At 36.0% G+C, this 14,486-nt stretch carries 16 protein-coding genes and 1 pseudogene; 14 read left to right on the forward strand and 3 right to left on the reverse strand.

All coding sequences use genetic code 11. The features are described 5' to 3' along the window. Positions 1–50 precede the first annotated feature (50 nt). Complete coding sequence (gene bcaP / locus ACFVQC_RS09105; RefSeq protein ID WP_193657631.1) at positions 51–1,487, reverse strand: branched-chain amino acid transporter BcaP; 1,437 nt, start codon at positions 1,485–1,487, stop codon at positions 51–53. A 202-nt stretch (positions 1,488–1,689) separates the two neighbouring features. Here bcaP and ACFVQC_RS09110 point away from each other — a divergent pair, with 202 nt between their 5' ends. The 10 genes from ACFVQC_RS09110 to ACFVQC_RS09155 all read left to right on the forward strand — a co-directional run bounded on the left by ACFVQC_RS09110 (position 1,690) and on the right by ACFVQC_RS09155 (position 10,275). Continuing rightward, a complete protein-coding gene (locus tag ACFVQC_RS09110; protein WP_377891305.1) occupies positions 1,690–2,871 on the forward strand; it encodes a cation:proton antiporter in 1,182 nt (393 codons plus the stop codon). A gap of 124 nt (positions 2,872–2,995) precedes the next feature. Continuing rightward, positions 2,996–3,325 (forward strand): outer surface protein, encoded by a 330-nt coding sequence (locus tag ACFVQC_RS09115; RefSeq protein WP_377898186.1) that lies wholly within the window; start codon positions 2,996–2,998, stop codon positions 3,323–3,325. A 17-nt stretch (positions 3,326–3,342) separates the two neighbouring features. Further along, on the forward strand, positions 3,343–4,206 hold the full coding sequence (locus tag ACFVQC_RS09120; RefSeq protein WP_377898187.1) for a MurR/RpiR family transcriptional regulator: 864 nt from the start codon (positions 3,343–3,345) through the stop codon (positions 4,204–4,206). A gap of 156 nt (positions 4,207–4,362) precedes the next feature. Then, complete coding sequence (murQ, locus tag ACFVQC_RS09125) at positions 4,363–5,247, forward strand: N-acetylmuramic acid 6-phosphate etherase (protein ID WP_377898188.1); 885 nt, start codon at positions 4,363–4,365, stop codon at positions 5,245–5,247. Between the two features lie 23 nt (positions 5,248–5,270). Beyond that, on the forward strand, positions 5,271–6,635 hold the full coding sequence (locus ACFVQC_RS09130; protein WP_219917248.1) for a PTS transporter subunit EIIC: 1,365 nt from the start codon (positions 5,271–5,273) through the stop codon (positions 6,633–6,635). 51 nt (positions 6,636–6,686) lie between these two features. Next, a complete protein-coding gene (locus ACFVQC_RS09135; RefSeq protein WP_377898189.1) occupies positions 6,687–7,760 on the forward strand; it encodes a DUF871 domain-containing protein in 1,074 nt (357 codons plus the stop codon). Between the two features lie 153 nt (positions 7,761–7,913). Then, positions 7,914–8,318, forward strand: coding sequence for a DoxX family protein (locus tag ACFVQC_RS09140; RefSeq protein WP_001077751.1), 405 nt, complete (start codon positions 7,914–7,916; stop codon positions 8,316–8,318). 181 nt (positions 8,319–8,499) lie between these two features. Then, positions 8,500–9,300 (forward strand): MBL fold metallo-hydrolase, encoded by an 801-nt coding sequence (locus tag ACFVQC_RS09145; protein ID WP_377891314.1) that lies wholly within the window; start codon positions 8,500–8,502, stop codon positions 9,298–9,300. After that, the gene (locus ACFVQC_RS09150) at positions 9,300–9,704 is read left to right on the forward strand and encodes a nuclear transport factor 2 family protein (RefSeq protein WP_377891316.1); all 405 of its coding nucleotides are present in this window, start codon (positions 9,300–9,302) and stop codon (positions 9,702–9,704) included. Before ACFVQC_RS09145 ends, ACFVQC_RS09150 begins: the two co-directional genes overlap by 1 nt. Before the next feature lie 88 nt (positions 9,705–9,792). Beyond that, positions 9,793–10,275, forward strand: a complete 483-nt coding sequence (locus ACFVQC_RS09155; protein WP_377891318.1) for a PRK06770 family protein — start codon at positions 9,793–9,795, stop codon at positions 10,273–10,275. Between the two features lie 34 nt (positions 10,276–10,309). Here the strand turns inward: ACFVQC_RS09155 and ACFVQC_RS09160 are convergent, their stop codons facing one another. Then, a complete protein-coding gene (locus tag ACFVQC_RS09160) occupies positions 10,310–11,221 on the reverse strand; it encodes a DMT family transporter (protein ID WP_377898190.1) in 912 nt (303 codons plus the stop codon). A gap of 205 nt (positions 11,222–11,426) precedes the next feature. Between ACFVQC_RS09160 and ACFVQC_RS09165 the strand changes: the two genes are divergently transcribed. Both ACFVQC_RS09165 and ACFVQC_RS09170 read left to right on the forward strand, forming a co-directional pair. Continuing rightward, complete coding sequence (locus ACFVQC_RS09165) at positions 11,427–11,921, forward strand: Lrp/AsnC family transcriptional regulator (protein ID WP_128855706.1); 495 nt, start codon at positions 11,427–11,429, stop codon at positions 11,919–11,921. Positions 11,922–11,978: 57 nt separating this feature from the next. Then, positions 11,979–12,134 (forward strand): annotated as a pseudogene (locus tag ACFVQC_RS09170) (GNAT family N-acetyltransferase); the annotation flags it as partial. 80 nt (positions 12,135–12,214) lie between these two features. Here ACFVQC_RS09170 and ACFVQC_RS09175 read toward each other — a convergent pair. After that, a complete protein-coding gene (locus tag ACFVQC_RS09175) occupies positions 12,215–12,985 on the reverse strand; it encodes an SDR family NAD(P)-dependent oxidoreductase (protein ID WP_377891323.1) in 771 nt (256 codons plus the stop codon). Between the two features lie 292 nt (positions 12,986–13,277). On the opposite strand from ACFVQC_RS09175, the gene ACFVQC_RS09180 reads away from it, so the two are divergent. Continuing rightward, positions 13,278–13,637 carry a MerR family transcriptional regulator gene (locus tag ACFVQC_RS09180; protein ID WP_377891326.1) on the forward strand — a complete coding sequence of 120 codons (360 nt, stop codon included), beginning with the start codon at positions 13,278–13,280 and terminating at the stop codon, positions 13,635–13,637. Positions 13,638–14,128: 491 nt separating this feature from the next. Then, on the forward strand, positions 14,129–14,485 hold the full coding sequence (locus ACFVQC_RS09185; RefSeq protein WP_000790622.1) for a DMT family transporter: 357 nt from the start codon (positions 14,129–14,131) through the stop codon (positions 14,483–14,485). Position 14,486: the final 1 nt, after the last annotated feature.

Genomic DNA, 14,486 nt, shown 5'->3' on the forward strand with positions numbered 1-14,486 from the left:
AACATAATAGACATGAAAATAGCTCGCCGTTTCATAGGCGAGCTATTTTATTACGCATTTTTCTTCTCATCATTTGTTTTTTCATTAGCTAAATGACTATGTTTTCTAGAGTAGAAGAAGTAGACGCATAGACCGATTATAAGCCAGACTGCAAAGCTGATCCATGTCGTTTTGGATAAATTAATCATTAAATATAAACAACAAAGAATAGCGACAATTGGTAGTACAGGTACGAGTGGTGCGCGAAAGCCACGTTTTAAATCAGGATGAGTTTTCCGTAAAATAAGTACAGCAAAGCAAACGAATGTGAAGGCTGTTAACGTACCGATGTTTACTAAATTCGCTAGTAAATGTAAATCTAAAAGCCCTGCTAATAAAGCTGCAAATACCCCGGTAATCCATGTGTTTAGTAAAGGGATTTTTACTTTTTTATTTACGCGTGATAACGCTTTTGGGAGTAAGCCGTCTCGGCTCATTGCATAAGAAACACGAACTTGTCCATACATAACGACTAAAAGAACGGTTGTCATTCCTGTCATCGCACCAACTGCAAGTAGCCCCGCAATAGTATCTTCGCCAACGAAATGCAGTGCAAATGCAACTGGATCAGAAACATCTAATTGCGTATAAGGAACCATACCTGTTAAAACGAAAGATACGATCATGTATAAAACTGTACAAATAAGAAGGGAACCGATAATGCCAATTGGTAAATCACGCTGCGGTTTTTTCGTTTCTTCTGCCGCAGTTGCGATTGCATCAAAACCTAAAAAGGCGAAGAAGACAGTGGCAGCACCAGTAATAATACCGTCGTACCCGAATGGAATGAACGGTGTCCAATTTTCAGGCTTTACATATTTTGCGCCTGCTATGATAAAGGCGATAATAACTGCTAATTTTATAAGGACCATAATATTATTAATGCGTGCGCTTTCGCGTATACCAAAACTTAAAAGCCCAGTAATGAGAAGTAAAATACAAACAGCCGGTAAATCAATGAGACCACCTTTTCCCGTTCCGGGGGCCGAGGAAATAATGGCGGGAAGGTGTATATTGAATCCTTGAAGCAATGATTGTAAATATCCAGACCAGCCAACAGCTACCGCTGCAACTGCGAGTAAATATTCGAGCATTAAACACCAACCAACGATGAAGGCGACAACTTCTCCTACGGTCATGTATGCATAAGTATAAACACTTCCTGAGACTGGTATAGAAGAAGCAAATTCGGCATAACAAAAAGCTACGCAAGCACAAGTAAATGCAGCAATAAGGAATGATAGCATAATACCAGGACCAGAATGTTTTGCTGCTACAATACCTGTTAATACAAAAATCCCTGTCCCAATTACGGCGCCGATTCCTAAAAACGTTAAATCGAGTGCCGTTAATGTTCTATCTAGCTGCCGTGGTGATTCAGTACTAAGCGCTTTTTTTCGTAATAATGACTTCACTTTGAACTCTCCTCCTTTAGTTTTCATCTCCATAACTGCGAATATAGTACGAGCCCATCGGAAAAGAGTATGTAAGTGAATGAAGATACAGTTATGGTATGTAGTTTTTTTGAAATTTCTGGATTAATCTTATTATAATTCAGAATATTTTGTCAAATAAAACTTTAACAAATAAAATGCTGGCTGTAAGGAGAAGCTATGTGCAGAAATAGATGCAGGTTAACAATCAGTAGGGATGAAGAATAACCCACTGACTAAAGTTTTATTTTATATAGTAGGAGAAGATGCTATGTTATTTTATTTTGAACTTGTTGTCATTTTACTTTGTACGAAATTAGCTGGTGATATTAGCGTTAGGCTTGGACAGCCTTCTGTACTTGGTAAATTAATCGTTGGTATTATTATCGGTCCTGCAGTACTCGGTATTATTAATAGTTCTGAACTTATTGATGAGCTTAGCGAAATTGGTGTTTTGTTACTTATGTTTATGGCAGGACTCGAAACTGATTTAGAAGAGTTAAATCGTAATTTAAAATCTGCATTCGCAGTAGCGATGGGAGGAATTATTTTCCCATTCCTTGGTGGGTATTTAGCAGGGCTTGCTTTTGGAATGTTGCAGTCGCATGCGATTTTTTTAGGATTATTACTTTGTGCCACATCGGTTAGTATTTCTGTTCAAACGCTAAGAGATTTAGGGAAAATGAACACGAGAGAAAGTACAACAATTTTAGGCGCAGCAGTATTTGACGATGTGATTGTCGTTATTTTATTAGCGTTTGTCATGAGTTTTTTAGGCACACAAGATGTAAATGTAACACTTGTAATTGCAAAAAAAATCATCTTTTTTATAAGTATCGTTTTCATCGCTTGGAAAGTTGTTCCGTGGATTATGAAAATGCTCGTACCACTTCGCGTAACAGAAGCGTTAATTAGTGCTGCACTTATTATTTGTTTCTCTTTTTCGTATTACAGTGAAATGATGGGAATTGCAGGTATTATTGGAGCATTTGCAGCTGGGATTGCGATTTCTCAAACAGAGTATAAGCATGAAGTGGAACATAAAATTGAACCGATTGCGTATGCGGTATTCGTACCGGTTTTCTTCGTAAGTATCGGAATGGAAATTACATTTCAAGGTATCGGAAGCCAACTTTGGTTCATTATCATTATGACGCTCATTGCGATTTTCACAAAGTTAATTGGATCAGGTTTAGGAGCAAGACTAACAGGATTTAACTTACAATCTTCTATTAGTATCGGTGCAGGGATGGTATCACGCGGAGAAGTAGCGCTCATTATTGCAGCAAATGGATTAACTGCGAATTTATTAGCGAAAGAAAATTTCACAGCTATTGTCATTGTTGTTATATTGACGACGATTATTACGCCGCCGCTTTTGAAGAAGTATTTTGTATAGAGAGGAAGGGCTTATCTGATGTAGGTAAGCTCTTTTTTTATTGCAAAATGCAGTGGTCATGTAGCATGAATGGATTGTAATTATGATAAAATCTATGTATGTGATATGACAAGGAGAGGGAAGTGTGAAGATTACAAAGGGGAAAGTTATAGGTGTAATCATACTTATTGCACTATGTATACCATTTACTGCATGGAAAGAGTCAAAAGTGAAAAATTTTCCAGTTTCTATTTTTTCTTCCTATGTAGAAGACGAAAACCCGAAAGACTATAAGTACACTGCTTTTGTACCTGACTTTGCAATTTGGATACATGGATGGGAAAAACAGCGATCTGAAGGTGAAATAACGTCATATAAAAAAGGGGATCGAACTGCAATTGTTCACCATCCACCTGGCAATGATGGTTTTTATCTATATGATACAAATGATATTAGAGAATATACGCAACCGTAAGAAGTGGAGGTTAAATAGTGAAAGCTTCAACATTACTATTTAAAATTGAAAATAATATGGATCAATTTTCACCAGCTGAAAAGAAGGTTGCCATGTACATAATGGAGAACGCAGAGATTGTTCCAAATTTAACGACAAAAGAAGTGTCTACAAATGCGGGATCGAGTGAGGCGAGTGTTGTACGCTTTTGTAAAACAATCGGTATTGGAAGCTTTAAAGCATTTAAAATCGCGCTCGTTCGTGAATTAACAATTGTTGATTATAATATTAACGATTTTTCAGTGATGAATACAGAAGATGGACCGTACGATTTGTTTAATAAAGTTACATATGTGAATAAAGCTGCAATTGAGGCGAGCGTTACTGCGATAGATAAAAAGGAACTTGAGAAAGCTGCAGATCGTATTGTAAATGCAGATAAAATTATCTTTTACGGAGTAGGCGGATCAGCTACTCCGGCGATGGACGGGGCTTATAAATTTACAAGGCTCGGGTTTACAGCGATGATGCTATCTGATTTTCATATGATGTTGCCGCTTGTGACGAATTTAAAAGAGGGCGATATATTTGTTGCGATTTCAACTTCTGGTCGTACGAAAGATGTACTTGAAATGGCGCAATATGCGAAGAAGCGAGGAGCTACAGTTATTGCGATTACGAAGCTAGATCAATCATCTCCTTTATATAAAGCTGCAGACATTCGCCTTTGTATGCCGGATGTAGAGCAAGATCATCGTATTGCGAGTATTGCTTCGAGAATGACACAACTGAATATGATTGATGCTTTATATGTGATTACTTTTAATCGTATTGGTAATAAAGTGTTGGATCAATTTATGGAGACGCGAGAAGAAGCGTTGCGGTTACGGAAGTTAAAGTAGAAGAAAAGATGAGGAGACTCATCTTTTTTTATTATCTTTGACACAAATATGTCATGTTGTGAAATTTTATTTCATAAAATAAGAAAGAGTTATTGATTTTTAGTTTCTTAAAGTTATAATAAAAGTGTGAAATATAATTTCAAAGAGGGTGGCAATATGTTAGAAAATTTATCGACAGAACACCGTAATGAGAAAACGACGAATCTAGATGAGATGGGTATAAAAGAAGTGTTACAAAGTATGAATGAAGAAGATCGAACGGTTGCGTTAGCAGTTGAAAAAGAGATAGAACAAATTGAAAAGGTAGTACAGACTGTTATTAAATCTTTTGAAGAAGAGGGCCGATTAATTTATATTGGGGCTGGTACGAGTGGCCGTTTAGGTATTTTAGATGCGGTTGAATGTCCACCGACATTTGGAACGGATGATAAAATGGTGCAAGGATTTATAGCAGGTGGATTGAAAGCGTTTACTAAGGCGGTAGAAGGTGCCGAAGATCGTGAAGAGTTAGCAGAAGAAGATTTGAAAAGTATTGGATTAAACGAGAAAGATACAGTGATTGGTATTGCCGCAAGTGGTAGAACCCCTTACGTAATTGGCGGATTGAAATACGCACATAGTGTGGGAGCTAGTACGGCGAGTATTTCTTGTAATAAAAATGCTGAAATAAGTAAGTATGCAAAACTCAATGTAGAGGTGGAGACAGGCGCAGAAATATTAACAGGCTCAACACGTTTGAAGGCTGGTACAGCGCAAAAATTAGTGCTTAATATGATTTCAACAGCGTCAATGATTGGTGTAGGAAAAGTATATAAAAATTTAATGGTAGATGTTCAATCTACGAATGAAAAGTTAGTAGAACGATCAAAACGAATTATTGTGGAAGCAACTGGCGCTAGTTATGAAGTAGCTACAGAGTATTATGAGAAAGCAAATCGAAATGTGAAAGTTGCAATCGTTATGATATTACTACAGTGTGAATATGGGGAAGCACTAGAAAAATTAAAAGCGGCGAAAGGATTTGTGAAGAAGGCACTTTAAACTATGGGGAGGGGGATTCTGTTATGAAGAAAGAAGAGATAATGGCCAGTAGGATTACGGAGCAACTTGGGGGAGTACAAAATATTCGTGGCATTGCTCATTGTATGACGAGGTTACGATTAACGCTTCATGATGAAAGTAAAGTGAACATGGACCTTTTGAAAAAGGTTGAAGGCGTTATGGGCGTCATTGAAGATGAAACGCTTCAAGTTGTTGTTGGTCCAGGAACGGTAAATAAAGTAGCAGCTGAAATGGAAGTTTTAACAGGATTACGAATTGGTGAGGTTGCAGATCATCATCTTGAAGATATTGGTCAAGAGATTAAATCAGAGATGAAGAAGAAAAATAATACACCAGTGAAGAACTTTTTACGAAAAATAGGTAACATTTTTATTCCGTTAATACCTGGTCTTGTTGCATCAGGAATTATAAACGGAGTTGCTAACTTCGCGAAAAACGCAGGTGCTGATCCGAATGCTACATGGCTACAAATGTTACTACTTATTGGCGGCGGTATCTTTACATTTTTAGGGATTTTAGTCGGTTGGAATACAGCGAAAGAATTTGGCGGGACACCAGTTCTTGGAGCGATTGCTGGTATTTTAATTTTTAATCCGGCGATGGCAAATGTGAAATTATTTGGTGAAGCAATGGTACCTGGCCGGGGCGGATTGTTTGCAGTTATTTTTGCAGCATGGCTTATGGTAGTAGTTGAGAGAAGAGTACGAAAAGCAGTGCCGAATGCAGTAGATATTATTGTAACACCGCTTATTACTGTATTAGCTGTAAGTATAGTAACGATGTTAGCGATCCAGCCAGCAGCGGGATTCTTATCTGATGGTATTACGAGCGGTATTAACGCAATTTTAAATGTTGGCGGAGCATTTGCGGGAGCTGTGCTTGCAGGAACATTTTTACCTCTCGTTATGGTCGGATTACATCATGGTTTAACACCAATTCATATGGAATTCATTAATCAAACACATGTAACACCTTTATTACCAGTACTCGCAATGGCTGGCGCTGGGCAAGTAGGAGCAGCGATTGCGATTTATGTAAAAACAAAAAATAAACGACTTCGTAATGTGATTAAAGGTGGATTGCCAGTTGGATTTTTAGGAATTGGCGAACCGTTATTATATGGGGTTACATTACCACTTGGGAAACCATTTATTACTGCTTGTTTAGGAGCGGCTGTCGGTGGGGCATTCCAGGCAGTAATGAAAACGGCTTCACTCGGAATCGGTGTATCAGGATTATCTTTAATTCCGTTAATTGCTGATAATAAATATTTATTATATTTCTTAGGGTTAGTGATTGCATATACTTTCGGATTTATCTTTACGTACTTCTTCGGCTTTAAAGAAGAAATGGCAGAAAACATATAGAGAAAGGGATTCCTTTCTCTTTTTTTTATATTAGTAGAAGGAGAGATTTATATGTTAGGAGTTTCAATTTATCTTTCAAAAGAGCGAGTAGAGAAACAAGAAGAATGGTTAAAAATGGGGAGGGAGAACGGTTTTTCATCTATTTTTACATCTCTTCACATTCCAGAAGATGATCCGAATACGTATAAAGAATTAATACAAATACTTGGGAAACAAGCGCTGAAGTATGGAATGGAATTAATGGTCGATGTCTCTCCGAAATCTTTACACCATTTGGGAATAACGTATGAAAATGTGGAAGAGTTAGTAGAGTGGGGCATTACTGGTTTGCGAATGGATTACGGTATTGCACCAAAAGAAATTGCGCTCGTATCTTATAAAATGAAAGTGGCTTTAAATGCGAGTACGATTACAGAATCATTTTGGAAAGAGTTACTTGCGGAAAATATACGAGTAGATCGTGTAGAAGCGTGGCATAATTTTTACCCGCGTCCAGAAACGGGACTAGCAAAGTCCTTCTTACAAAAACAAAATCAATATTTACAGGAGCACGGAATAAAAACGATGGCATTTATTCCAGGAGATGGGGAAAAACGTGGCCCGCTATATGAAGGATTACCGACTTTGGAAAAACATCGACATATGCGCCCGCTTGAGGCGTATTTAGAGCTTGTTCAAGAGTGCAATGTTGATAAAGTGTTAATTGGAGATATAAGCGGAAGTCTCGAAAGTGTACAAGAAATCGCGAGCGCGAGTAGAGGGATTATTCCGGTGCGGTATGAGTCATTTATAAATGAAAGTGAAGTATTAAAAGTGGTAGAGCAAGTGCATACAAATAGATTAGATCCAGCACGTGACGTAATTCGTTCTGTAGAATCGCGAGAAGAAAATAAAGTGATTTTACAGCCAATGAATACAATTTCAAGAAAGAGAGGCAGCATTACAATTGATAATGAATTGTACGGTAGATATGCTGGTGAAATGCAAATTGTTATAAATGATTTGCCTGAAAACGAGAAAGTGAATGTTGTTGGAATGGTGATTGAAGAAGATGTATCTTTATTGTCTTATATAGGTGCTGGGAAAAAATTTCAACTTATTCTAAGTAATAGAACGAAAGCTTGAATTAGCACTATTTTGTAAAAAACATTATCCGCAAAGAGGATAATGTTTTTTGTTTTCTTTCAAAAAAATATTTGACGAATGAAAAGAAATACCGTATTGTTTTGTCTTGTGAATAAATGTTCACCATAACAAAACGAAAAAGGAGAGTTCAGAATGAATCAATATATTGGTAATTTAATTATTCGTATCGTGTTAGGAGTTACGTTTTTTGCACACGGTTTAGCAAAGTTTCAATCAGGTATCGATAACGTAGCAGGGTGGTTTACAAGCATCGGCTTACCAGGTGGTCTTGCATACGGCGTAGCAACAGTTGAATTAGTAGGTGGTATATTATTAATCATCGGTTTAGGTGTACGATATGTAGGATTGTTATTCGCTCTTATTTTGGCTGGGGCTATCGTAAAGGTAAATGGAGCAGCAGGATTATTAGGAGATGGAAAGAATCCAGGATATGAATTAGATCTTGCATTATTATCAATGGGTGCGTATTTATTCGTTGTAAAAGCAGAAGGATATGTAGATCGTTTCTTAAAAGAGAAAGTAATGAAAACGAAGTAAATTTCATTTTTTTAGTGTTGACTTGACGACTCGATGTAACTATAATGATTACATCGAGTCGGTTAGTGATAAAATGATTCATATATTTTTTATCCTAGATGTAACTAAAATAGTTACATCTAGGATAAAGCTTAAAGAATAAAGGAATATAAAAGAGTAAATGAAAAGTGGAGGAAATAACATGTCAAAATTACATTTAGAGGTTTTTACAGGATCTGGGCAAGCATTTCAAGTTACATCCACAATTGTATACGGAGAAAAAGATGCAATTCTTATCGATGCACAATTTTTATTAAGTGATGCGCATCGTTTAGCAGCTCAAATTATTGAAACAGGAAAGAATTTAACTCATATTTATGTGACTCATTTCCATCCAGATCACTATTTTGGATTAAATGTATTACATGAAGCATTTCCAGAAGCGAAAATTGTAGCGTTGCGAAATACAGTAGAAGATATTCGCAATACGTTTGAAAAGAAAGTGGAACAATGGAAACCGTCTATTGGGCATAATGTTCCTCATCAGCCAATTGTTCCAGAAGTGTTAGAGGGAGATAAGCTTACGTTAGAGGGAAATGACTTAATCATTAAAGGTGGTCTACAAGGTGATACACCTAATAATAGTTACGTATGGATTCCGTCATTAAAAGCAGTAGTTACAGGAGATATCGTGTATAACAATACTTTCGCATGGACGTTAGAAACAGATGCTGAAGCTCGTCATAAATGGTTAGAAACATTAAGTGAAATTGAAAATCTTCATCCGGAAATTGTTGTAGCTGGACATCGTGATTATGATGCACCAAATACAGCAGATGCGATTAAGCATACTCGTAAATATTTAGTAGCATTTGATGAAGTTCTTGCAGGAAATCCTTCAAGTGAAGAAATTCAAACGGCAATAAAGGAACGATTCCCACACGTTAAAGCGTTAGAAATTGGACTTGTTTTAGCGGCAAACGCATTTGGGGTGAAAAAATAATGGTACAAAAAACAAATTTAGAAATTGTTAGAAGCACATATGAAGGACCATCTTCTTCAAATGCAAAACATTTAGCAGAAGCTCTCTCTGAAAAAGTAGAGTGGACAGAGGCAGAAGGTTTCCCGTACGGTGGAACGTATATTGGTGTAGAAGCAGTAATGGAAAATGTATTTAGCCGTTTAGGATCAGAATGGGATAATTATAAAGCGAGTGTAAATACGTATCATGAAGTAAACGGAAAAGATGTAATCATTGCTGAAGGTGTTTACTCAGGAGTTTATAAAGAGACGGGAAAATCCTTTGAAGCAGACTTTGTTCACGTATGGAAACTTGAGAATGGAAAAATCGTGAAGTTTAAGCAATATGTGGATAGTTATATTGTACGAGAAGCGATGAAGGCTTAAAATAAAATAAGGAAACAAATGGAATCGACTATGTGCAGGCGATTCCATTTGTTTATGTAATTATTAGGGGGAATGGGGAGTACATAATATGAAAAAATGGATTATAGGGACAATTACAATGATTGTAATTGCGATAGGAGCTGTATTCGGTGTTACTAAACTTCTTAATTATATAGAAGAAGAGGAGAAGAGTCTTAAAGCACAAAATGTAATGGGGCAACAAGGGAAGAAAGCAAAGGAAGAGAAGCAACAAGCTAGTGAAGATGAAATTATTTCTACAATGCATAGGATGGTACATCAAAAAGTGAAATCCTCTGAAAAATGGGGATTTATTGAAATGACAAATAAGGAAATTCGTAGTGCGAAGAACGCAATAGAAAGCAGTACAAATTTTAAACATAAATCAAAGTTACTTTCTACTTTGGAGCGTTGGGAGAAAGGAGACTTTTCACAAACGGTTGAGGAGCATAACTTTTTGTGGGAAATTCAAGGTGGTGATACCGGAAAGGCAACAGAACGTTTATCGCCAGAAGAAGAAAAACAGTATGTGAAAGAAATGAAAGGTAAATAAAAAGCATCGCCACTCTGGTGGCGATGTTTTTTCATTAAGAATGCTTTCGCACTAAAGTTCTAGTTGGCTGAGAAGCAACGGTTTTAAAATGAGAAAATAAATAACATCCTGTCACGACGATAATTGTCCCGAAAATTTGAATCCATGTTAGTTCTTCTCCGAGGAAAATAAATGCTAAAATAGCTGTGAAAATTGGATTGAAATTTAGAAAAATACCCGATGTAGTAGCTCCTAATTTCTGTACACCAATGTTCCAAAATACCATACAAAGGACCGTTGAAACGAGTCCTGTATATAAAAGTGATGTTATGAAGGAAGAATTAATATTGGAAACAGTGAAGTTGCCTATGTTAAATGGGAGTAATAATAGAACGCCGAAAATACCAGAATATAATGTCGCCATTAGTGGTGTAACTGTTTTTGTCGCCCATTTACTGCAAACAGAATAAATGCCCCAAATAAAAACTGCTGCAATCATCCATAAATCTCCGCTATTAAAATGTAGTGAAAATAAAAGAGCGAAATTTCCTTTTAAAAGAACGAGGATGACCCCGAAAAATGAAAGAATCATAGAAAGAATTTGAAGTGTATTTACTTTTTCTTTTAGAAATAGCACAGAAAATAATGCAATCGAAATAGCGTTCAATGTAGAAATAAGACCTACATTCGTTGCGGATGTTTTTTCTAGTGCTAAAAATTGAAAAATGTTGAAAAGAGCGACGCCTGTAATTCCCATAATTACTAATGGGAGTATAGCAGCACGCGGTGGAATAACTTTCTTCTCTTTAAACCATACGAGTGGTAATAAACAAACAATCGCAATCATCCATCTTAAACTTGTCAGTGTCATCGGAGACGCATGATCGACAAGTGATTTCCCAACGACAAAATTTCCTCCCCATAATAAGCTCGTTAATAATAATAAAAAGACGTAAAAATATGGCATGCTAAAAACCCCTTTATTGAAATAAGAATGAACTGTAAATAATTTTAGCATTTTTCTTTATTATCTAATATATTCTTTTGTATAATGGTTAAAACTCAATAAAATGTTTTGTTAGAAATCTTATTTGCAGAAAAACATTCAGTTTTATATAAGTTATGAGATGTTTCTTCGAATAATCGTCGGTAAGAAAAAAGGGGGGATTTTGATGGAGTCATCTGTTATTAAGGTGCTAGATGATTTGGATATACAAATTTTAGATATATTACAAAAGGAGTCGCAAGTAAGCAATGCGGAACTTGCACGCCGCGTTAATCTATCACCGGCTGCTATGCATGCAAGAATAAAAAGGTTAGATGGGGAAGGTTTCATTGATAAGCAAGTGGCGATCTTAAATCAAGAAAAGCTTGGATTTGATCTATTATGCTTCATTTTTATGAGCACAAATATTCATCAGTCTGAAAAGCTTGAAGTGCTAGAAAGAGAATTAGAATCTATGCCGGAAGTGCTAGAATGTCACTGTTTAACAGGAGAGTATGATTATTTATTAAAAGTGGCGAATCGTGATCGGAAAGAGCTTGAGCAGTTTATTAGAAAGTTAAATAAGCTCGGTATTACACGGATACAAACGAGTTTAGCACTGCGTGAAATTAAATATTCGACGGTATTGCCGATACGAAATGAGGAACCAAGCATCGATTAGATTGCTTGGTTTTTTGTTTTTGTAAAATTCAGAAAAAGTAATCGATGGGGAGAAGAGGTGGTTGTATTAACATATGAAACGGAATTCTTTCAAAAGTGCGGGTTTGATTTTGTGAATAAAGAAGCGTTGCCAGAGAAAGTGTGGATTGATTGCAGACATTGCCCAAAGTTTGATTATTGTGATGAAGTGGCGATGATTAGGTATGTTGGGTGAAATTTTTAGAGAGAGAAAAAAAGCCCACTATTATTTAAGAAATAGTGAGCATCTATATTTTAGTCAGAAATGAGATGTTGTTAAGAATTTGAATTTGTTTTTCTTACTGCAAAATTAAAAATGGGATTTTTAAGCTCATAGTTATAAGTAGAACCATCGACAAGCCCTACAACTTTATCGCTATCATAAAGGTCGAGCATAAATTGTGCCATTTGTTTTGCAGTGTGGAATTTTGGTACAACATTATCGTATTGGAATTCATCAATATCAAATGAGCGTTTCGCGAACTCTGTTTCAGTTGCACCAGGAGCTAAAACTTTTGCTTGTAATTTTGCACCTTGTTCTTTCAGTTCGTGAGATAATCCTTCTGTAAATGCACTTACATAGAATTTCGTAGCGCAATACGTAACAGCATTAGCGACAATGGTATATCCACCGCCCGATGAAACGTTAATAAGCTGTGTTCCATCAATCATTGAATAATCTCGAACGAAAAGAGAAGATAGTATTGTTAGTGCTTCTATATTTACATGCAACATCGTTTCTATTTTGTTTAAATTTTGTTCAGCAATTGAGGCGAAATTACCAAAACCTGCGTTGTTAATCCACGTTTCAATCTGGAAACTTTGTAGACTTTCATAAAGTTTATAAACATTTTCCGTGACGGATAAATCAGTTTTTCGAATGACAACATCCAACTCCGGATGCATTTCATTAATTTTTAATTTTAATCCGTTTAATTCTTCTTGTCTTCGAGCTACAAGTATTAAATTTTTTCCGCGAGATGCAAAGACTAAAGCTGATTCATAGCCAATTCCAGAACTAGCACCAGTAATAACAGTATATTTCATATAAAAGCCTCCTAAATTCAAATTATTTTATTATGGTTAGATTGTATTTGTTAGAGTATACTCTAAGTCAAATGTTTTTTATAAAGTGAAACTTTAATCAGTGGGGGATTCATCCCCCACTGATTATTAGCCTTCACCAATCGGGCGTTTACGGGCAGCCCGACTCCCACCTTGCTTCTTTGCTCCAGTCGAATTTTGAGGTGGGAGTTTTACTGCTCGGCAAATAGCGGGATAAATTTGATAAGAGCGCAAAATATATGAGGGTAAATGGTATGCGGAGGGGGTTTTTAGTATGTACACAATTAGCGAGGTAGCTAAATTATTAGGAGTGAGCACACATACATTACGTTATTATGAAAAGGAGAATATATTAATTGCAAATCGCGATGCAAATGGGAATAGATTGTATGAAGAGTCACATATAAAGTGGTTGCAGTTTGTAATGAAGTTAAAACAAACACAAATGCCGATAGCAAAAATAAGAGAATACGCTAGATTATATACAGAAGGAGAGCATACAACGGAAGCTCGTTTACAACTTTTAGAAGATCATAAAAAATCTATTCGAACTCAAAGAGAAAACTTAGAAATTACAGAGAAGATGCTCGAAAATAAAATTATTGCATACAAAGACTCGTTGGAAAGTAAATAGCGTACAAAATATTTCGTTCTTTGTTGCATGTTGAAAAGGGAGTACAGGTCTTTGTTTTGGAATTTATCTATGAGTATTTTATTATAATGTGCCGATAAATTAAAAAAGAGCAGTTAGCTAAAAGCAACTGCTCAATTCAAAGGGATCTCCAAGGGGGAATGGAGAAAATATTTTGTTACTACCATTATTGACAGATTATTAAGAAATATACATGTGGATTTGAGAAATTTAAAATATTTTTTGGTTAATAGAATCCGGGTGTTGACACTTTATCAATTGGTCATGTAGAATGTTTGTGAATGACATTCAGTCATTTTTTCTGTGAAAGGGTGTAGATAAGCAACTTTTATATGTAGTTAGCTTAATAACGGAACAAATATAAGGATAAATGAGGATGATATTGGTTTTTTAAATAGTAGTTAGAGTGAGATTATATTTTTTAAATTAAAAATGACTGACGGTCAGTCAGTAAATAATAGAAGGTGAGAGATATGAAAAATAAAGCTTGGTTATATGTGATACTAACATGTATCTTTGAAATATTTTGGGTGTTCGGTTTTAATACAGCTCATACTTGGTGGCATTGGGTCATTATTGTAGGAGTTATTGCTGTTGATTTTCATTTTCTTTCTAAAGCGTGCGAACATCTTGCAACAGGGACTGTATATGCTGTGTTTGCCGGAGCTGGTACGGTAGGTACTTTCTTAATGGATGTATTCCTTTTCGGCGGCAGTTTCAGTGTAGGAAAACTATTCTTTATCGTGATGGTCGTGGCGGGTGTTATCGGTTTAAAACTGGCTGATAATAAAGAAGAAACCGCGGAAGAAATTGTGAAAGGAGCTGCTTAAA

The organism is Bacillus sp. NPDC057893, assembly GCF_042796455.1.
GTDB lineage: Bacteria > Bacillota > Bacilli > Bacillales > Bacillaceae_G > Bacillus_A.